Annotated in this window: 16 protein-coding genes, 2 tRNA genes and 2 pseudogenes; 10 read left to right on the top strand and 10 right to left on the bottom strand. The window is 36.7% G+C overall.

The window, feature by feature from the left end; genetic code table 11:
* A partial coding sequence (locus tag HPY74_05680; protein NSW90162.1) for a hypothetical protein occupies window positions 1-358 on the bottom strand: 358 nt, incomplete at its 3' end.
* A gap of 162 nt (window positions 359-520) precedes the next feature.
* A pseudogene (locus tag HPY74_05685) lies at window positions 521-767 on the bottom strand (toprim domain-containing protein).
* Between the two features lie 148 nt (window positions 768-915).
* On the opposite strand from HPY74_05685, the gene HPY74_05690 reads away from it, so the two are divergent.
* Window positions 916-1,065 carry a recombinase gene (locus HPY74_05690; GenBank protein NSW90163.1) on the top strand — a complete coding sequence of 50 codons (150 nt, stop codon included), beginning with the start codon at window positions 916-918 and terminating at the stop codon, window positions 1,063-1,065.
* Between the two features lie 17 nt (window positions 1,066-1,082).
* Here HPY74_05690 and HPY74_05695 read toward each other — a convergent pair.
* From HPY74_05695 to HPY74_05705, 3 genes are all read right to left on the bottom strand, one after another.
* Window positions 1,083-1,170: transfer RNA gene (locus HPY74_05695), tRNA-Ser, on the bottom strand.
* A 267-nt stretch (window positions 1,171-1,437) separates the two neighbouring features.
* Window positions 1,438-1,887 (bottom strand): nucleoside deaminase, encoded by a 450-nt coding sequence (locus HPY74_05700; GenBank protein ID NSW90164.1) that lies wholly within the window; start codon window positions 1,885-1,887, stop codon window positions 1,438-1,440.
* Window positions 1,888-2,225: 338 nt separating this feature from the next.
* Complete coding sequence (locus HPY74_05705) at window positions 2,226-2,471, bottom strand: hypothetical protein (GenBank protein ID NSW90165.1); 246 nt, start codon at window positions 2,469-2,471, stop codon at window positions 2,226-2,228.
* A gap of 322 nt (window positions 2,472-2,793) precedes the next feature.
* Here HPY74_05705 and HPY74_05710 point away from each other — a divergent pair, with 322 nt between their 5' ends.
* The 3 genes from HPY74_05710 to HPY74_05720 all read left to right on the top strand — a co-directional run bounded on the left by HPY74_05710 (window position 2,794) and on the right by HPY74_05720 (window position 5,969).
* On the top strand, window positions 2,794-4,170 hold the full coding sequence (locus HPY74_05710; protein ID NSW90166.1) for a hypothetical protein: 1,377 nt from the start codon (window positions 2,794-2,796) through the stop codon (window positions 4,168-4,170).
* Between the two features lie 77 nt (window positions 4,171-4,247).
* Window positions 4,248-5,351, top strand: coding sequence for an alanine racemase (locus tag HPY74_05715; protein NSW90167.1), 1,104 nt, complete (start codon window positions 4,248-4,250; stop codon window positions 5,349-5,351).
* Between the two features lie 153 nt (window positions 5,352-5,504).
* Entirely contained in the window at window positions 5,505-5,969 is a 465-nt protein-coding gene (locus tag HPY74_05720) for a RidA family protein (protein NSW90168.1), read from the top strand.
* Window positions 5,970-6,145: 176 nt separating this feature from the next.
* Here HPY74_05720 and HPY74_05725 read toward each other — a convergent pair.
* A tRNA-Arg gene (locus tag HPY74_05725) sits at window positions 6,146-6,222 on the bottom strand.
* A gap of 207 nt (window positions 6,223-6,429) precedes the next feature.
* Between HPY74_05725 and HPY74_05730 the strand changes: the two genes are divergently transcribed.
* The 4 genes from HPY74_05730 to HPY74_05745 all read left to right on the top strand — a co-directional run bounded on the left by HPY74_05730 (window position 6,430) and on the right by HPY74_05745 (window position 13,601).
* Window positions 6,430-7,353, top strand: coding sequence for an AEC family transporter (locus HPY74_05730; protein NSW90169.1), 924 nt, complete (start codon window positions 6,430-6,432; stop codon window positions 7,351-7,353).
* Window positions 7,354-7,493: 140 nt separating this feature from the next.
* Entirely contained in the window at window positions 7,494-9,878 is a 2,385-nt protein-coding gene (locus HPY74_05735; GenBank protein ID NSW90170.1) for a fibronectin type III domain-containing protein, read from the top strand.
* A gap of 106 nt (window positions 9,879-9,984) precedes the next feature.
* Window positions 9,985-11,793 carry an oligoendopeptidase F gene (gene pepF / locus HPY74_05740; protein NSW90171.1) on the top strand — a complete coding sequence of 603 codons (1,809 nt, stop codon included), beginning with the start codon at window positions 9,985-9,987 and terminating at the stop codon, window positions 11,791-11,793.
* Between the two features lie 119 nt (window positions 11,794-11,912).
* Window positions 11,913-13,601, top strand: a complete 1,689-nt coding sequence (locus HPY74_05745; protein ID NSW90172.1) for a hypothetical protein — start codon at window positions 11,913-11,915, stop codon at window positions 13,599-13,601.
* 194 nt (window positions 13,602-13,795) lie between these two features.
* On the opposite strand, the gene HPY74_05750 is transcribed toward HPY74_05745, so the two are convergent.
* The 4 genes from HPY74_05750 to HPY74_05765 all read right to left on the bottom strand — a co-directional run bounded on the left by HPY74_05750 (window position 13,796) and on the right by HPY74_05765 (window position 18,784).
* Window positions 13,796-15,055 carry an ABC transporter permease gene (locus HPY74_05750; GenBank protein NSW90173.1) on the bottom strand — a complete coding sequence of 420 codons (1,260 nt, stop codon included), beginning with the start codon at window positions 15,053-15,055 and terminating at the stop codon, window positions 13,796-13,798.
* An 86-nt stretch (window positions 15,056-15,141) separates the two neighbouring features.
* Complete coding sequence (locus HPY74_05755) at window positions 15,142-16,383, bottom strand: ABC transporter permease (protein NSW90174.1); 1,242 nt, start codon at window positions 16,381-16,383, stop codon at window positions 15,142-15,144.
* Window positions 16,384-16,403: 20 nt separating this feature from the next.
* Window positions 16,404-17,993 carry a hypothetical protein gene (locus tag HPY74_05760; GenBank protein ID NSW90175.1) on the bottom strand — a complete coding sequence of 530 codons (1,590 nt, stop codon included), beginning with the start codon at window positions 17,991-17,993 and terminating at the stop codon, window positions 16,404-16,406.
* A 2-nt stretch (window positions 17,994-17,995) separates the two neighbouring features.
* The gene (locus HPY74_05765; GenBank protein ID NSW90176.1) at window positions 17,996-18,784 is read right to left on the bottom strand and encodes an ABC transporter ATP-binding protein; all 789 of its coding nucleotides are present in this window, start codon (window positions 18,782-18,784) and stop codon (window positions 17,996-17,998) included.
* A 320-nt stretch (window positions 18,785-19,104) separates the two neighbouring features.
* On the opposite strand from HPY74_05765, the gene HPY74_05770 reads away from it, so the two are divergent.
* Both HPY74_05770 and HPY74_05775 read left to right on the top strand, forming a co-directional pair.
* Window positions 19,105-19,419 carry a nucleotidyltransferase domain-containing protein gene (locus tag HPY74_05770; protein ID NSW90177.1) on the top strand — a complete coding sequence of 105 codons (315 nt, stop codon included), beginning with the start codon at window positions 19,105-19,107 and terminating at the stop codon, window positions 19,417-19,419.
* Window positions 19,403-19,796: pseudogene (locus HPY74_05775) on the top strand (DUF86 domain-containing protein). The gene HPY74_05770 and the pseudogene HPY74_05775 overlap by 17 nt, the downstream one beginning before the upstream one ends.
* The last annotated feature ends 80 nt before the right edge of the window (window positions 19,797-19,876 follow it).

Genomic DNA, 19,876 nt, shown 5'->3' on the forward strand with positions numbered 1-19,876 from the left:
ATTTTGAAGGAACATATTTATAAGTTATACCTTCAAATTCAAAATCAGAAAATCTTTTCGAAGAGGATACATATATTTCGTAAAACACCTGATTGGATATTCCCATATATTCGAAAGCAGAATGATGCGATATATAAGCAGTTTCATTTATTGCACAGGCAATATGATACTTTGTAGCTATAACCTGTCCGTCAGCTATGTTAATGCAAGTATAAAGGTTGTTTCTGATTTTTTTTACAAACCCCTTTTTAGAAAGTCTTAACACAAGAGAAGAAGCAGTTTTTTTATTGCCTACAAGATTGCATACATCGTTCAAAGTAAAAGTAGTCATTTTTGAAAGCTCTGCATATCCGACCATGTAATCACCTCTTTAAACCAAGCGATATTTTCTTTGATTATAAAGATTTTCAGCCAAATTTTAAATAATTATATTATTTCTTTAAATATATCACGTTATTCTTTATTTGCAAAGGTATTTTTGAAAAAATTAAAGTGGAAGTAGTAAATAAAACTTGCAGGCTTATTCGCGCTCCCGCGGCTGCCGTATCTTTAAGGTGATTTTCAGATAGTCGTTATAATCCTTTCCTCTCTTCGGCGGTTCGTCGGAAACGGCATAGATGGACGGAAGGATAGTCTTGATAGTTTTTGCCGCCAGCCGTCCAGCCATGTCGTTGTCTGTCCAGGTGTAAAGCGATTTCCTTAATTTGCGGGAAGTCTTTTAAGTATTGCATGAGTGCAGCGGGTGGGGTGCTTTCCGCAAACCCCATCCTCGCCGGAAGGCAGCCGGTCTGTCATAATAGACTGGAAAGCAAAAGGATGTATGTCTATTGGATGTCAAGGGTCAAGATGAACTCGCTTACGCTCACCCTTGAGATCCTCCAATAGAGTGCATAGATGATGGCAAATGAAGTATCTATGGAGCGTATCAGAGATTGGGTTGGTCATAGCGACATCCGGACAACGGTTAACATCTATGGGCATCTGGAATACCAATCAAAGAAAAAGACAGCAAAGATTATCGAAAAGTCTTTGCCTTTTAAAAAGGTAGGAGCCGCTAATGTTTAGTATTAACAGCTCCATGATGGCGGAGGGTTAGGGATTTGAACCCTAGATACCTTGCGGTACACTGGTTTTCGAGACCAGCTCCTTCAGCCTCTCGGACAACCCTCCAAGTTAAATTATCTAAGTGACCCGGATAGAACTCGGATAGAACAGCTCAAAAATTCATTTCTATTCGAACTCCAAGGTCAGTAGAAACTGCATAAAATCAAGGTTTTCGGCTGCAAGACTTCCCCATTGCCCAACACATTTCGAGTCGTGCGCCTTAGACCAGCTCAGCCATCTCTCCGCGTAAATGCATAATCCTATATTAGTATTAATTACAGAAGAAAACAATGAACCTTACTGCACTATTTTAACACATGGAAGAGATACAAATCAACAGGTAACTTTGGCTTTTTCCCTCAATTCTTTGAAAAAATTCTTAAGTATTGAGGAACACTCTTCTTCCATAATACCATATACAACATTTACCTTATGGTTAAATTTTTCTATGCCCAGTATGTCAATTACAGAACCAACAGCACCTGCTTTTGGGTCTGCGGTTCCAATATATACTGTCCTTATCCTAGCCTGTATAAGCGCTCCTGCACACATGACGCATGGTTCAAGGGTTACATACATGTCACAATCATTAAGCCTCCACAAACCAAGTTTTTTACATGCTTTTTTTATAGCGCTTATTTCAGCATGGAGGGTTGCATCATTTTTCAACTCCCTTTCATTGTGGGCCCTGGCTATTATATTATTATCTTTAACAATTATTGCACCAATAGGAACTTCTTCCTTTTTATATGCTTTTAAAGCTTCTTTGTAAGCTTCATTCATAAACCGTTCATGGTATTTATGGTCATGTATTTTATTATAAGCCAAACTTTATCCTCATCCTCCTGTTTCATCATCTCGCGTATTAATCAATTTAAAGATTGTCTTAAAAAGATTATACCTTTTAGAAGCAGATTCAGGCAATAGTTAACTGACCTCAAGATTAATTTTAAAACGGTTTATCCATATTGTCAAAACTTTTTAAATCTAAATTTCTTATTCGAATTTTTGCATTGAAAACTGTTTTCAAATATTAAAAAAATACCCCCAACTTTTTGCAGGGGTGTTTATCATATTTTGTGTTATCTTGTTTTGTTAACTTAGTTTATTTCATTTTCGTGCTATTTGCTATTTCTATTTCTATTTATATTGCTTTTACTTGTCTTTAGAGCCTCTCTATATACATAGTTACAATATGAGGCTTTTTGAGTATTTTGAGAATTTTTATATTCCTCCTTATTTAAATTTTCCGCAGATTTTTGAGGAATATTTTCTGTTTCAAAATCATACATGCGGATTTTTCTTTGGTTGATCGAAAAAGGGTTAGGATGTTTTTTTGTGAGTTCAAGTAGTTCTCTGTAATTCATATTAAAACCTCCTTTATACTTGTATATTTGTAAATTTGAAGTGCAAGTATGCACTTAAATTCATCATAACTTAGTGTCATTCCGGAATTTTTTAGTCTTCCAACTTATTACGCAGCTTAATTATGTTCTAATATATTATATTAAACGAGTTAAAAATTGTTGAATTTATGTAAACAAAAGAGGTATTAAAACTGAATTGAAATAAATATAACAATAAATATAACAACATAGCATAAAATCTTTATTTTCTTATCATCATAGTTTATAATTATGTTTAACATTAACTTACCGGATTTTTAAAGAATGGGGGGGCATAATATACATGGATAATAATTTCCTTTACATTGGTGATAGGGTAGAAATATTTGTAGATACTTGGCTTATAGATAAAATGGATAATGTTTGTCTTAAACTGCATCGACCCGAAAAAAGAGAGATAGTCTTAAGAATGGATAAAAGTTGGGAAGGAAGATGCAGCGGAATATATGTTACAGTATTCAAAGATGAGGATAAAATAAAGATGTACTATAGAGGATTAACTCTCTCCGATATATCGCAAGAACAGGTAACATGTTATGCAGAGAGCAGCAATGGTGTTGATTTTATCCGTCCATCATTGGGATTATATGAGTTTGAGGGGTCAAAAGATAACAATATTGTTTTAAAGGGTAAGGATTCTCATAACTTCGCTCCTTTTAAGGACGAAAACCCGGATGCGGTTCCCGGACAAAAATATAAAGCGCTGGGAGGATTACCGCCTGAAGGCCTTACAGCATATTGCTCGGCTGATGGAATACAGTGGTCAAAGATGCGTGAAGAACCTGTTATAACTAAAGGAGAACTGGATTCACACAATATTGCATTCTGGGATACTGTAAAAAGACTCTACAGGTGTTACTCAAGATATTTCCAGAAAGTTGAAGATAAAGACCTATGCAGTAATATGAATAGCCTTTGTAGGGCTATACAAAGTTCATCCTCAAAGGATTTTTTAAACTGGGATACGCCACAGCCCAATATTTATACGGGAAATGTACCGTGGGAGCAATTTTATACAAATTCCACCGTACAGTGTCCAGGAGCACCTCATATTTATCTTTCATTTCCCAAAAGATTTATACCAAAAAGAAAAAAGGTAAAGGAACACCTGGTAGATGGGGTATCCGATGCCGTGTTTATGAGCAGTAGAGATGGAATTCACTGGGACCGTACATTTATGGAAGGATGGGTAAGACCAGGGCCTGATATAAGAAACTGGACCGACCGAAACAACATGGTGGCATGGGGAATAGTTCAAACTTCTTCCGATGAGTTTTCAATGTATATTAGTGAACATTACAGGTGGGAAGATGCATATATACGAAGAATGACAATAAGGCGGCATGGCTTTGGTTCAGTAAATGCCGGCTGGAAAGTCGGAAGCTTTATAACACATCCGGTCGTCTTTAAAGGGAAAAACCTGGTATTGAATTACTCAACTTCTGCAGCAGGATTTATAAGGGTTGAATTGCAGGATGAATCAGGTAGGACAATCCCGGGATTCGGCTTTGAAGATATGGAAGAATTGTACGGAGATGAACTCGATGGGATAGTGCATTGGAAGTGCGGTTCGGACATCTCCGTGCTTGCGGGGAAACCAATCAGGATTGCTTTTAAGATGAAAGATGCGGATATATTTGCTCTATGTACAAGAGGGTGAGGATACTGTCATACTTGTCATCTTATTAAAATCTTATTAAATTATACAATTTTAACGGCACAGAAAGAGGTGATAATATGTTTTCTGATATTGATACTCCTTCATTAATAGTTGACATTGAAAAAGTCAAAAGAAATTTAAAAAGCATGGCCGATTATACCAAAGCATCACAGTGCAACTTAAGGCCCCATGTTAAAACCCACAAAATCCCTGAACTTGCAAAACTCCAGCTTGAATATGGCGCTACGGGAATTACATGTGCTAAATTGTCCGAGGCTGAAGTAATGGCTGATGCAGGTATATCAGATATATTTATTGCTTATCCCGTGGTAGGGGCAAAAAAAATCGAAAGAGTTGTAAACCTTGCAAGCAGAATACGGCTCATAGTAGGTGTCGACAGCGAGGAAGGTGCACTGGCACTGTCTGAGGCTGCTCAAAAAGAAGGAATAACATTGGAAGTGAGAATGGAAATTGATATTGGCCTTAAACGTACGGGCGTACCTTATGAAAAGGCGGTTTCCTTCGGTAAATGGCTCAATGGATTGCCCGGTATTTCATTAACAGGAATATATGCTTACAGGGGGTTGATATCTAAAAACGACGGAGCAGATGGAGGTGACCTTTCCGGAAGGCAGGAAGGTGAAGAGCTTTACCAGGTTGCTAAGAGATTGAGAGATGGGGGAATAGATATAAGGGATGTTAGTGGAGGTTCTACTCCTACAGGGAGATATGTAGCAAAGGTGAAAGGGATTACTGAAATAAGGCCGGGTACATATATATTCAATGATATGATGCAGGTAAAGAACAAAACAGTATCAATTGAAGATTGCGCAGCTTCAGTGTTAGTAACAGTTGTAAGCACTCCATGTGATGAATATGCTGTTATTGACGGGGGAAGCAAGGCATTTTCAACAGATGTACCTTTAAAAACAGCTCCGTATTTTTTTGATGGATACGGAAGTATTGTAGGAAATGATGACCTGGTTTTCAAGACGCTCTATGAAGAACATGGAATTGTTGTAAGCAGGTCCGGTAAAACAGGATTAAAGCCGGGTGATAGGCTTTTAATTATTCCAAACCATATATGCCCCACTGTTAATCTTTACAACCATGTTTATTTTTTTGAGGAGCACCAGAAATTACGCAAAGTTAATGTTGAAGCCAGAGGTAAGTTATATTAGATAATACTATATCAAGTTAAACATATTATATTTTTTATTTTGATTTAGTATTATATAAGATTTAGTATTATAATTAGTATATACATACCGGAATTATATTATAAGTTGTATGGATAGGTTATATAAATTCATCTTTTAAGGGGTGAAAGAGAAATGTGTATTTATGAAAGAATGAAAGAATTGGGAATTGAACTTCCTAAACCTGCTATACCCATGGGAGTATATTTCCCTGCCAAAGAGTTTGGAGAAAAATTTGTTTATATCTCAGGGCAGGGTCCTATTGTTGATGGCAAACCTTTATATGTGGGTAAAGTAGGAAAGGAATTGTCCCTGGAAGAAGGGCAAAAAGCAGCATATGCATGTATGCTGAATATTTTAAGCGTACTTAATGAAAAGATAAAAGACCTTAATAGGATTAAAAGTGTAGTAAAAATTCTGGGATTTGTAGCGTGTACCGATGACTTTTACGATCAGCCCAAAGTAATTAATGCAGCCTCACAGTTGCTTGTTGATATCTTTGGAGAAGAAATCGGCAAAGCTTCAAGATCCGCTGTTGGGACTAATGTATTGCCGAGCAATATACCTGTAGAAATTGAAGCCCTTTTTGAAATCAAGTAACTGGTAACACGAAATAGATTATCTGGTTGGATAAGGAAATGCTTATGGGAAGGAGAATATATGATATAGTATAAGTATTTTATTATACATAAGGGGATCATTTTCATTTTTTATTTAAAGAATGATCCCCTTTTTTTGAAAATATATCCTTAAACACATACCTGAGGGTTTTTACCTGGTGCGCCCAAAGGGATTCGAACCCCCGGCCTGCGGTTTAGGAAACCGACGCTCTATCCTGCTGAGCTATGGGCGCATATAAAATAATTTCTACAAAATAATTATAGAATGGAATTAGACGTTTGTCAACCGTTTTGAGAATACTTCGGCTTAAAGATAACGTTTTATATTAATAAAGGGATGCAGCCTTATTCATATTGATTTTGCAAACCTGTATAGTGTATAATTCTTACATTGGATTTTTTGTTTCATATGTACAATGCCAGGAGGGGAACAAAAAGAAATGGATACATTTATTTACATAATAATTAATATAATACTTCCTATTTTTTTCCTCATTGCTGTGGGCTTTATTGCCCAGAAAAAATTGAAAATGGATATTAGGACTCTTACTAAATTGAATATATACATATTCGTACCTGCCCTTTTATTTTTAAAAATATATGAAACTCAGGTTACACTTAAGTTTTTCAGCCAGGTACTTGTTTACATTCTCTTAGTGCAAGCAGTTCTGTTGCTATTGGGGCATCTGGTTTCAAAAGTATTTTGTTACAGCAGGAGTATTAAAAAAGCTTTCTGTAATTCACTGCTTTTTTTCAATAGCGGTAATTATGGTTTGCCCCTTGTTGAACTGGTTTTCAAAGGTGACCCGGTAGCAGTTACATCCCAGGTGTTTATCATGCTTATTCAAAATATTACTACTAACACTTTTGGGGTATTTCAGGCCAGCTCAGGGAATTCAACTACCAAAAAAGCTTTAAAAAATATCTTAAAGATGCCTTCAATTTATGTGATCTTTTTAGTAATCTTGGTTAAAGCTTTTCATATTACTATGCCTGGGTTGGTGTTGGTACCGTTAGGATATATTGCAAAGGGCTTTATTGCTATTGCGCTGGTAACCTTGGGAGCACAGCTTTCTGAAATAAAGATTGAGATTAGAGTCAGGGACATCCTGGTATCTACCTTAACAAGGCTTATACTTTCGCCACTGCTGGGGTTCCTTCTGGTATGGGCAATGGGAATAAGAGGCATTCTTGGCCAGGCATTAGTTATCGGTGTATCGACGCCTTCGGCTGTCAATACCGCACTTCTTGCAAAAGAATTTGACAATGAGCCGGAATATGCATCTCAAATTGTGTTTGTATCTACAATACTGAGTGCATTAACAGTATCTCTTGTAATATATCTTACAGGCCTATTTCTATAACTTAATAGGCTTGTTGCTATAATTTGACAGCTTATTCCTGTGAAGGTGTTTAATTAATCTTTTGTTTTGCCGATATATGATATAAGGTAAATAGACGGTTATTGTTCCGGTTAATATTTTAATTGAGGGGAGTAGTACATATGCTTGTAAGAAAGGCAAGAAAAAAAAGGCCCTGCAACGTGTTCGGGCATCTACACCGGCACCTGCGATGTGCCTGCCTTATGTTAATTGTTGGTTTGTTATCAGCTTCAATTTTGCCAATGGCCGTAAAAGTTAGAGCGGCTGAAAGCAGGCAGTTATTAAAGCTAATAATAATTTCTCCCTATCACATTAAATTAGAATGGAAAGATGTTGTGACAGGTGAAAAAGGATTTAAAATTGAAAGGGCCGTTGATTCCGGCCAGTTTGCAACAATAGCTATTACAGGCGCCAATGCTACCTCTTACACGGATTACAGAGTTTCACCGGGATATGTCTATACTTACCGGGTATTGGTAATAGATAAAGATAATAGCGTAAGGTCTTACACAAATGAAGTGTCTACATCAAGCGATATGGTAACAGGTCCTGATTCACTGATATTAACCCCGTTATCTGCAGATCAAATTGAGTTAGCCTGGACTTACCCGGGATATAAACAGTATGATACCGTCATAGAAAGAAAAGAGGGGACAAAGGGTGAATGGAACGTTGTTGCAAGAGTGCCTATGGGTATTTATAAGTATATTGATACGGGACTGTCTCCAGGAACCAAGTATTTTTACAGGATAAAAGGAGCTACAAGTTCCGATATTTATTCTACGAATTATCCCAATGATTATGGAAAGGCAGTTTATACAACCCTGGAAAAACCTTTCGGACTCTATGGATATGCTATTACACATTCGCAAATATTTCTTGTATGGGAATACAATGGAGAGGCAAACTATTTTTTTATCGAAAGGAAGATAAATGATGGCGATTTTATCACGGTAGGTATTATACTATCAGGCAACAAGTGGTTTCATGACAAGGGACTTTCTAAAGGAACGTTTTATACTTACAGGATAAAGGCCGTTAAGGGGGGAAGTGAGTCAGCCTATTCTGAAGAAATTACCATTAATTGTACCTACCTAAATCCTCCTGTAGCCCTATCTGCCAATACTATTTCCGGTTCAATTATAGAGTTGAAGTGGGATAACAGCGGTCTTGATATAGGTACGGAGGTGGAGATTTGGAGAAAAAGCGGGTATGATGGTAATTGGGAGTTATATGAAATATTGGAAAGAAATCATAACAGGTTCATTGATAGAAATATTGATGAAGGCATTTCATATTCATATAAATTAAGAAGCGTCCTTTCTTATAGCAAAGTATACTCAAATTTTTCAAATACGGTAAATACAAGTGTGTACCCATATGTTCCACCGGACAACCTGGATTATGCAGTTATTAATGAAAATAAGATCCAGCTTATGTGGAATGATAACAACAATGATGAGAGCGGGTTTAAAATAGAGAAAAAAATAGGTACCAGTGGGGAATGGAATGAAATAGCGTATCTTCCCCCAAATACAGAAACATATTATTTAGATGGCCTATCACCTGAGAATGTATATTTCTTCCGTGTTAGGGCCTTTAACGATATTACAGGGTTAAGTGCTTACAGTGATGAAATAAAAGTTACTACGCGGGTGCCTGCAACTCCTTCCGGCTTGGAAATTGAACCACTGTCTTCAAGACGGGTCAGGCTAACTTGGATAGGCAGTCCTACTTATGAAACTGTCGGTGAAACTGTTAATGAAGCCGGCTTTATCGTAGAAAGAAAACTGGATGGACAAGAGTCTTACAAAGTTATTGCCAAATTGGATCCGACGACAAATTCTTATATAGATACAGGTCTTTTACCGTCCAGGCGGTATATTTACAGGATAAAGGCTTATAATAAGGCGGGAAGCAGTAATTATACCGTGGAGAAACATGCAGTAACTAAACGCAGAGTTTTCTTTCAAGACATACCTCCTTTGCATCCGGCAAGGGAAGCAATAGAAGAACTTGCAGAAAGGGGTATAATTATAGGAAAGACAGGAGAGTATTTTGACCCGGATGGTTTGATAAGTAAGGCTGAATTTACTAGCTTTATTGTGCGTGCCTTTAAGCTTGAAGGCCGTAAGGTTGGTTCCTTTAATGACGTAATTTATGGGGACGAGTTTTATGACGAGATTATGGTAGCTAAAAATTTGGGAATTGTTACAGGAGATCCGAATAATAACTTTTATCCGGATAAACCCTTAACCCGAGTGGAAATGGCAGTTATAATAGATAGGGTTTTAAAAGCGGTAAATAAGGCTTTGCCTGAAGATATTATTGAAATACTGGACACCTATATTGATAGAGATATTATACCAAATTATACAAAACCTGTATTTGCTTTTCTTGTTTCCGAAAAGGCATTTTATCTGAAAGAGAGTTATATGTTGCTTCCAAAAGAAAGCGTAACAAGAGCTGAAGCGGCTATGGCAATATACAGGATAATTGATAGATAAAATAAAGATCTTAAAATTTTGGTTGCCTTGTTAAAATTTGTGGTACAATAAATAATACGGTTTTGTTGTACTATGAAACTATTGGAAATTACTGGAGGGTATCGGGATGCAGCCTATCAGAAGTAAAGCATTGCCTAAAAGAAATGAGATAGACGACAGGTTTAAATGGAAATTAGAAAATATTTATGCTGAAGATGAGGAGTGGGAAAAGGATTTTCATAAAGTAAAGGAATTATCTTTAGAAATACAGAAGTTTAAGGGAACTCTTGAAAAATCCGGGGATAATCTTCTAAATTGCCTGAAATTAAGAGATCGGCTTTTATCGTTAGGGGATAAGTTGCTTGTTTACGCAAGGATGAGAAGGGATGAAGACAATACGAATCCGGTTTACCAGGCTTTAACCGATAGAGCTACAGCTTTATATGTGAGCCTATATGCGGCAATTTCCTTTATTAAGCCGGAAATAATTGCAATTGATGAAAGGGTTTTAAATGACTTTTTTAATAAGATAAATGGATTGCAAGTTTACAAGCATTTCATTGACGATATTTTAAGACAAAAGCAGCATACATTATCCCAGAAGGAAGAAGAATTAATTGCGTTAGCCCATGAAATTGCCCAGGCGCCTTCAGACATTTTTTCCATGCTTAATAATGCCGACATCAAGTTCCCGTTTATTAAGGATGAAAACGGAGAAGAAGTAGAGTTAACAAAGGGAAGGTACATAAAGTTTTTGGAAAGTACAGATAGAAGAGTTAGAAAAGATGCCTATGAAGCACTTTACAATGTATATGGGAAATTTCAGAATACTTTTGCAGCATCTCTATCAAACAGTATTAAAAAAGACCTTTTTTTTGCAAAGGCTAGAAAATATAATTCCAGCCTTGAGGCTTCACTAAACGATGATAATATATCTACCGGAGTTTATAACACTTTGGTAAAAACCGTAGGTGACAATCTGCACCTTCTCCATAGGTATATGGATGTTCGTAAGAGAGCTATGCGCCTTGAGGAATTATATATATATGACCTTTATGTCCCCATAGTAAAAGAACCGGTAAGCCATATTGATTACCGGGAGGCATATTCCATTGTTGAGAAGGCCCTTGAGCCTATGGGCAGGGAATATTCGAGTTATCTTAAACAGGCTTTTGATTCAGGCTGGATTGATGTATATGAGAACGAAGGAAAAACAAGCGGTGCCTATTCTTGGGGAGCTTATCTTACTCATCCTTATGTACTGCTAAACTATCAGGGTTCAATTAAAGATGTGTTTACAATTGCCCATGAAATGGGGCATGCCATGCATACATTTTATACTAATAAAACCCAACCTTACGTATATTCCGAATATAAGACATTTGTTGCGGAAGTAGCCTCTATTGTAAATGAATTTCTGCTTATGGATTATTTGCTTAAGAATTCTAAAAGTAAAGAAGAAAAAGCTTATCTTCTGAATAACTACCTGGAGGAGTTCAGGGGGACTTTGTTCAGGCAAACTATGTTTGCTGAGTTTGAAAAGATAACTCACGATAAAGTTGCAAAGGGTGAGGCATTAACTTCCCACACATTGTGTGATATATACACCAATCTGAATAAGAAATACTTCGGCAACAGTGTTGTTATTGATGATAAGATAGGTATGGAATGGGCCAGAATTCCTCATTTTTATACAAGCTTTTACGTGTATAAATATGCTACGGGATTTTCAGCAGCGGCTTCTCTCTTAAAACATATTATTGAAGAAGGAAAAGGGGCTATAAAACGCTACATGGATTTTTTAAGCAGCGGTGCTTCGGATTATCCTCTTAAATTATTGGAAAAGGCGGGAGTAGATTTGACTACTCCGAAGCCTATTGAGGATGCACTAAAAAAATTTGAATCTATCCTTGATGAATTTGAGTCAATGCTGTAGAATAAAGCTGTGGGTTATTGAGTTGTAAGGCAAGGAATACTTAGAGAAACTGCGTTTCAGATTGAATAAATTAGAGGTTAATATTACAAACTAATTATAAAAGTTTTGGGTGGGAAATTATGAAAGGAAAACAACTTTATCTAGCGATATCGGTCTTTCTTACTTTTTCAATCATATTAACAACCCTATTTGTATCAGGTGTATTACCTGTAAAGGCTCCTGTTACAGGTAATAAAGGTGAAGGTGACAACGAAAACACCATCAGCGATGGAGATGAAAATCTTTCAGTACCAGGGAAATCGGGAATCTCAGAAACTCAAGGGGATGAAGAAGACAGTGAAACAACTAAGGGAAATGCTCAGGAAGAAATAGGATACCAGTGGGTTTCAAAAAGCAGTATAAATATTATTAACAACTCTCCGGAATATGAAGTGGAAATGTACTTATGCTACGATAATGACAAGCTCCCCTTTATTGAGGTCGAGTATTATATGCAAGGCGTAAGTAAATCCATGTTATATTCAGCCAGTGAAATACCTGCCTTGAAAGAATTTTTGAGTGATGATAATAATAAATTTCACATATCTGAAGGGATATTAAACACGAAATATGCAAAATTATACTTTTTTGTTGAAAAAGAATTAAATCCCAAGGAAATATTGTTTGATTTTTATGTACTTAGCCTGAAAGACGGTAATGTAAAAAAACTCCACGGCGGAAAAGGCCATGGTTTTAACAGGATTACTTTTTCACCGGATAAAGCGCATGCTGCATATAGCTACCTGGTAGGTGATGAGGGAAAAGATTCTTTTATACAGATATTTAATTGTGTGGTCGATAACCTTTTGGTGGCCGATAATAAGACCCTTGATGGAAAGGCAATTGGGAAGGCGGAGGACAATAGCAGGATTTATTCATATTTCATATTAAGGTGGAGATCTTCCGAAGAACTCAGGCTAAAGGAGTATTCATATTTATGGAATAAGGAAAAGTCAACAAGGGAGAATGAGTCTGAAGTTGAAGTTACTTTTAATATAAAAATGGGCCGGGTAATTTATCCGGAAGATAAAAATAAAATTGAAAATGAAGGAAATACAGAAAATACGGCAAGTCCTGAGAATGGGGATGAACAAGCTAAGACAGAACAGGAAGGGAAAACCGGCCTGCAAGAAGGTATAAGCAGTCCAGGCGCAGGACAAGACAAAGAACAACCTGAACAAGAAGAAACTCAAAAAAGAGACCAGAGTGAAACCAGTAGCAATGTTGAGGCAGTAAGCGGTCAACTGCCCAAAGACAGTACACCTCAAGAAAACAGCAATGTGCCTGAAAGTGGAAATGAATCTACAGAAGGTACAAACCGGTTGGATGAAACAGGGGGGAAACTTTCATACAGCGAGGCGGTTTCAGTTCTTAAGTCTTTTTATGAATACGTTAATAACGCCAGGTATGAAGAAGCATATAATTTAGTTGATGAAAAGATAAGGTTTAATGTTTTAAAGAAGATATTGGAGCAAATGTTCCAGGGTGTTGAAGTAAATACCGAAATAAATAAATCCGATATTGACGTTAAGTTTTTTGCAGGTTTAATTGAAACTACAGGTATGTTCAAAAATGTTGAAATTGAGGAGATTATAAAGGAAGAAAAGAGCGATACTATTTCAAAAGTATACTATTACCACACAATGATGATGGATGAAACAAGCTGGCCTGTGACTATGCCGATTATTGCTACTTTAAGAAAAACAGATAATGGATGGAAAATATCCGCCTTTGATGACGGGGATGCGAATTCCCCACCGTTTAAGTAGACAGTATAATGTATAATGTATTGAATATATTTATTGGTATGATACGATAACGGCAAAGCAAGAAGGTTTTCAGTGCCGCTCTGTTGTTGGGGGAGTATTTATAAAACTCCTCAAGGATAAGTCCATACTTAAAAAATAATGTTAAAAGTAATATTAAAGTTATAAGTGTAGAAATGTATTCCCTAACATATTCCCTAATATCTTAATCCTTTTATTGAAAAATAACTTAGTAATGTCATAACAGAGGCCAGCGCAAGGAGGGCAATTGCCGGTACGCTTGAAAGCAGGGATCCTATTGTCGCTGGCAAAACCTTTCCGGATACTTGTTGGCTATACCTGCTGAACAAATCCAATGCCAGCCCCTGGGGAGTAAAAAGCGAAATGGTTTTTATAATTCCTCCCGTATTTGCGTAATTCCAGAAACAGCCTCCAAGAAACCCTGTAATTATAGAGAAAAGAGGGGCCCCTGCCTGCAGTTGCAGCCTTGTTTTCAAAAGGGATGATATAAACAGGCTTATTCCTATTACGCATAAGAGATATATGAAAAGTATCGCAATATTAACCGGTTTGATAAATATATCCACTCCAAAAACCAGTCCGGATATTGCTGCAAAAAGAATTATTTGTACAATTCCTATTAACAGAAGCGAAAGGATATTTCCTGCAAATAGCGCAGTAATGGCACCGGGGCCGGAGATGATCCGCTTCAGGGTTCCGTTTTCCTTTTCATTCACAAGCCAGCTGCTGTTAAACATGATAAGAAACATTATAAAAGCTATAAGCATTCCAAAAGCAGAGGATGAGATTGAGCTTACATGGAAACTGTCTTTTTGATTTTCAACTGTATATACTGAGCCTTCATGGACTTCTTTAAATTCCAACTTCATAGGCGGCTCCGGTTCCCACAATGAATCTGTATATTGCCATGCCTCATTCCATATACGTTCCTTTTTTTCAGTATCATTTAACGAAAGCTCATTCAGTCTTATATACTCATTTACAACCCAGTCCGCAGCACTGATATTGAGCATTATCCTTGCAACTTCACCGCCGATAATTTCTTTTATAACTTCCTGTGAAACAGATGAAGGATGGGCAACCTGTTCAATAATTCCCCGGATATCCCCTGAAATAATATTATCTTTAAAACCTTCTTTTATAATAAATGCACATTCTACTTTATAATCTTTTACAAGTTTTATAGCTGTGGTTTCATCGGTTAAAAAGATTTTGAATCCTTTAATTTTTGAAATACCATTTATTATCATTTGAGAATAATCCGTGTTATCAACATCACATATGGCCACGGGTATTTCATTATGCTTCTCGAACCTCAATGCGTATCCTGTGATAAGGGTAAGGAAAAGGGGGATTGCGGTCATTGCTATTAAAAAGCTTTTGTCTGAAAATAAAATTTTTAGTTTATACTTTAGCACTGTAACAACCTTAACCATGTTTTACCTCCACTTGCAGTTATGCTTGCAGTTAGCAATTATGCTTGCAGTTATATTTATAGTTATACCTATAATTATGCTTGCGGTTATGTCCGTTTTTGCATCAGCTTTAAAAACGGAACCGACAGGCCCAGATAAACCAGGCCCATTCCAGCAAGTACAGCCATATCAATAAAAAACGCCGAACTAAGTTTCCCGGAAAATATTTCTAAAAAACCCTGTACAGCCCACCTGTTTATTGTAAAGTAGCTTAAGTTTTTTATGCTATCGGGAAGTGCGGTAAGGGGATAAATGCTTCCACCCACAGCGGCCATAAGAAGAGTACCGAGACTTCCTGCCAGGTCTGCTGCAACCGGTGTCGGTGAAATAACGGCAATAAAAACCGCCCATGCCGATACGGTAAATACCGTTATTATAAACATAATTAACATGTATATGGGTGATGTCCTTAAATATATTTTAAAAATAATTCCCCCAGGGATGATAACTGATAAAAACTGCAGCAGCGACAGGATAAACACGGTTACAAACCTGGCTGTAATGAATTCCATGCCTGTAAGGGGTGATATATTCAACCTGGTGCTTATACCTAATTGCTTTTCACCTGCAGTAAATTTAATTCCCATAATACCTCCGAACATGATAAATACGGCAAGGAGCGCGGCGGTAAAGTATTCATACTTGGTGACGTCGGGTATGTAGGACGCCGTTCTTGTGACAAATGCCTCAGTTCTTGAAAGTGCCTTTAAGGAAAATTTGGTTATAACATCAGAATACTTTTTATCATAAAACTCTTCGGGGGAGGTTGCTTTTGAATAAAAGACATATGCTGTCATAATTCCGTTTTGAGAAGCGGATATTATATCTGCATAACTTTGCATATAATTTTTTATAAAGTTGGCAATGAGCGGTTGCCTTGAGTCGGTTATAACTTCAAAGGGTTTGTTTTCTCCAACCGACATACTGTAAACAAAGCCTTCAGGTATAATTACAACTCCTGCAGCCTCACCTTTTTTAAGCATTTCCAGGCCTGTGGCTTCATCGGTTTTAACAAAATTTATCAGGTTGCCTGACTCTTCTCCGGAAATATTATCTGATCCTGCCTGGCTTAAAAACTGGTTTATAAGCATCCTGGATTCCAGGGAATTCTCTTTGTCAACTATGGCTATATTGAAGGAGTCGATAAACCTGTTTCCTTCAAGAAGGGGGGACAGGGAGACTATAAAGAGGCTGACGAAGGCAAATGGAAGGCCGAAAAAAAGCACTACCGCCTTCCAATCGGAGAAAAAAAGTTTCATATCATTTCTAATTAAAACGAATATCCTCACTTTCAGTACCTCCCATAACATCAATCTTCCTGTGTAAAGGCATTTATAAGGTATTGATTGGTTAGAAGAAACTTTGCAGCTGTAAACTGAATTTCGGTTTGTACTGCTTTAATCCCCTCTTCATCAATTGAATTTATATCAATTGCAGTAGCTTCATTTATATCCGGCAATTCAAAATCAACACCATACCGATCTTCTCTTTTTATATCTACAAGTATATTCCCATTCTCTATGTTCAATGACTTGCAGGTCAGATTAATGTCCAGGGAATAACTTGTGTTTATTGCCTTCTTTTTGTTATCTTCAATCATTTCTTTCCTTGTATTAATTAAGACTTCAAAGTCCGGCCAGATGTTATTTATACAATTTATATGCAAGAATCGGCCGCCGGTGCCATCTTGCCTTACCGTTTCTATCTCAATACGTGCATTTTCAGCCGGGTTACTTCCGGCTTCCTGCTCTATGACAAGATTTGTAAAGAATTGTCCGGCATTAAGGTTAAACATCCTTTTGGATTCACCTTCCGCTTTGCTTGCAAAAGATATTTTCCTGTTTACCATGTTTCCACTTTTGTCTACTGCAAGAAACATTTCGAAACCTTCAGGGAAGGATGTGTTTTCTATTATATCCAATAAATCCTGCCTTAATTTTTCCGTATCCTCATATTTTTGGAGTTGCCCTACCGTACTTTCCATATCTTTTACCAAATCAAAGTATCCTGCACCTTTCAGCATATCCAGGACTGAATATACTTTCCCCAACGTAATATTGAGTAGCCTTTTATCAGTACATAGCATATCTACTGTTTTTGTAGCGATAGCCTTAAACTGGGATTCATTAAGCTTTACTGTAAAAATATCAAATTTCCCAGGTGTTGCTCCTGGTTGTGAAGTAATTTTAACATTTCTTGACATGGATACTTGCTGGTCGGTAATGTTTTCTTCCAAGAACTTGATATAATCTATCAATATATCCCTGAATTCTCCGGTAGAAAAATTCACAGTATCTTTTATATCCGAAATAGTTAATATTTTTTTTACTGGAATATCGATGCCAAACTTATTTAAAGCATTTGAAATATTATTTTTGTTAAACACAAAGTATTTATCATAAATAACAGGAACCTGAATACCCATAATATCCTTATCCCAAAATGCATTTATATCCAGGAAACTTTGTCCCTCAAGCAGGAAAGACAAAGACCCTGTTTTTTTATCATTTTTCAGGTCATACCAGGAATTTAAAACCAATTTACTGCTGTTAATAACATCTACCGCCTGCGCGGGTAAATCACCGAAAGAATTGTTTCCGTTTTTATTATCCGGTTGGGATAGTTTTGCCGATATTTCGTACCTTGTACGGGAAGGCTGTTCCCTAAATGGTTTTGTTTTAGCTATATTGTCATTTTGCCTTTTTTCTATTTCATTCATGAAATTAACAAAATTTCTTGTTTCAATTCTGAAATATAAATCTTTTACATTCTTATTCCTGTTTAATACCAGTAAAGTAACAACAATTGCCACGGCAATAACTAATATTGCAGCAATTAAAATGCATATATTTTTCTTTTTCAAAGGACTTATCCTTGCTTTTATATCTGCAATTGTCATTGTTATTTTGCACCTCCCCTAAATTGAAAATAATTTAGTTCCAAGTTGAACTTGGAGTCATCAGATAAAATTACTTCAAGAACTACATCTTTCAGGTTTTTTGTGCTTGCTTCTTTTTTTAGGTTATCAACTGTATCGCATTTTAAGATTTTACCTGCGTTCATTATTGCAATTCTGTCGCAGACCATTTCCATTTCTTCGATATCATGACTTGTGTAAATAATTGTCCTGCCGTCGTTTTTCAAATTTTTGATGGCATCTATAATATAGTACCTTGAAATTATATCTACTCCTACCGTAGGTTCATCCATAACCAGTATTGCAGGATGGTGAAGAAGGGCAACAGCAATGTTAATACGCCTTTTCATGCCACCGGAGTATTCATCAACCTTATCACGGGCCCTATCCTCCATGGCTACGAAGGATAAAGCCTCATCAATCCTTTCTTTAAGTTGGTTACCCTTAAGTCCGTAAAGGCTTCCCCAGAATTTCAGGTTGTCATAACCGGTAAGGGCAGGGTATAGGGCTATATCCTGGGGTACAAACCCGATCATCCTACGAATGGACGGAGCTTCATTCAACACGCTGCATCCACCTATAATAATATCACCGCTGTCTGGTTTGATAAGGGTTGTAAGCATTGAAACCAGGGTGGATTTTCCTGCACCGTTTGGACCAACCAGGCCGAAGATTTCATCTTTATAAATTTCAAGCGTAATATTATTAACGGCAGTAATCCTGTTAAACCGCTTTGTCACCTGTTTTATGCTTATTAGCGTCTCGTTTTGCATATTGACCCCCAATAATATACAATTAAAATAAAATATGTACATATATTTTAGCATATTAGAAGAGTTTTGTCTTGTGCTAATTTTGGCTGGGGAGCATTTAATTTAAGTGTAAGTGAAGAAAATATTAGGTTGCTAATTTTTGGTATATCTTACTGCACAGGTAGAAAAATTTTTAAAAATTTTTCTTGAAGAGGTCCTTTTTACGATTTTGTGGGCGCATTTTATTTTTATGAAGAAAATGCGCCCTACGATTGTTGTTTTCCTTATAAAATCCCTATTTTTCTGCTATAATTAAGAAAAAAATATAGAGTGGTGAGAATATGGAACAACCAATTTTCAGTATAAATGAAATAAAAACAAAACTATTTCCGGTATTTGAAACCGCCCCTGTCTATCGCGCCATACTGTTTGGTTCGTATGCCAAAGGTAGCCCCACCGGCAATAGTGATATAGATATTGTCATAGACAGTAAAGGCGAGCTTTTAAACATGGATTTTTACGGAGTATTGGAAGACATTACAACCCGGCTAGGTAAACGTGTTGATCTTTTTGAGATTACGGAACTAAAAAACAATGCAACCATGCAATCCATAATAGAACGGGAGGGAATTGTTTTATATGATCGGCAAAGATAGGATTATTTTGTAAAAGATTAGCACTTATATAGACGATGTGATACAGTATGTTGACGGTTTTTCTTTCGAGGACTTTATGGCAGATAAAAAAACCCTTTCTGCCTGTGCCTTTTCAGTTTCTCAAATTGGGGAGCTGGCAAAGGAAATCAGCGGGGATACGCAGGAGAAGTATGACTATATACCTTGGAAGGAAAGGCATTCGGGGCATGAGAAACAAAATTGTACACGTTTATGAAAACATTGATTTAGCAGTGCTTTGGGGAATCATTACAAAAAGTTTACCGGAGCTTGCCAAGCAAATTGATGGTGTCTTATATAACGAAGTTGAGAAAATCAATGTTTTGGACGATGAAGAAGATGAGGAAGTTGAGAGGTAGTTTTATAACCTAAACAAACCGCCCAAACTTTATAGTCATTAAATTCTAAAATGGTTTAAGCTTTAAATCCGATATAAACT

This window comes from Bacillota bacterium, assembly GCA_013314855.1.
GTDB lineage: Bacteria > Bacillota > Clostridia > Acetivibrionales > DUMC01 > Ch48.

Coding starts and splice junctions, on each gene's coding strand:
- HPY74_05705 (NSW90165.1), bottom strand. CDS start 2,471: ATGAATTACAGAGAACTACTTGAACTCACAAAAAAACATCCTAACCCT.
- HPY74_05770 (NSW90177.1), top strand. CDS start 19,105: ATGGAACAACCAATTTTCAGTATAAATGAAATAAAAACAAAACTATTT.
- HPY74_05700 (NSW90164.1), bottom strand. CDS start 1,887: ATGAATGAAGCTTACAAAGAAGCTTTAAAAGCATATAAAAAGGAAGAA.
- HPY74_05730 (NSW90169.1), top strand. CDS start 6,430: ATGGATACATTTATTTACATAATAATTAATATAATACTTCCTATTTTT.
- HPY74_05720 (NSW90168.1), top strand. CDS start 5,505: ATGTGTATTTATGAAAGAATGAAAGAATTGGGAATTGAACTTCCTAAA.
- HPY74_05735 (NSW90170.1), top strand. CDS start 7,494: ATGCTTGTAAGAAAGGCAAGAAAAAAAAGGCCCTGCAACGTGTTCGGG.
- HPY74_05750 (NSW90173.1), bottom strand. CDS start 15,055: ATGGTTAAGGTTGTTACAGTGCTAAAGTATAAACTAAAAATTTTATTT.
- pepF (NSW90171.1), top strand. CDS start 9,985: ATGCAGCCTATCAGAAGTAAAGCATTGCCTAAAAGAAATGAGATAGAC.
- HPY74_05765 (NSW90176.1), bottom strand. CDS start 18,784: ATGCAAAACGAGACGCTAATAAGCATAAAACAGGTGACAAAGCGGTTT.
- HPY74_05690 (NSW90163.1), top strand. CDS start 916: ATGGAGCGTATCAGAGATTGGGTTGGTCATAGCGACATCCGGACAACG.
- HPY74_05760 (NSW90175.1), bottom strand. CDS start 17,993: ATGACAATTGCAGATATAAAAGCAAGGATAAGTCCTTTGAAAAAGAAA.
- HPY74_05715 (NSW90167.1), top strand. CDS start 4,248: ATGTTTTCTGATATTGATACTCCTTCATTAATAGTTGACATTGAAAAA.
- HPY74_05745 (NSW90172.1), top strand. CDS start 11,913: ATGAAAGGAAAACAACTTTATCTAGCGATATCGGTCTTTCTTACTTTT.
- HPY74_05710 (NSW90166.1), top strand. CDS start 2,794: ATGGATAATAATTTCCTTTACATTGGTGATAGGGTAGAAATATTTGTA.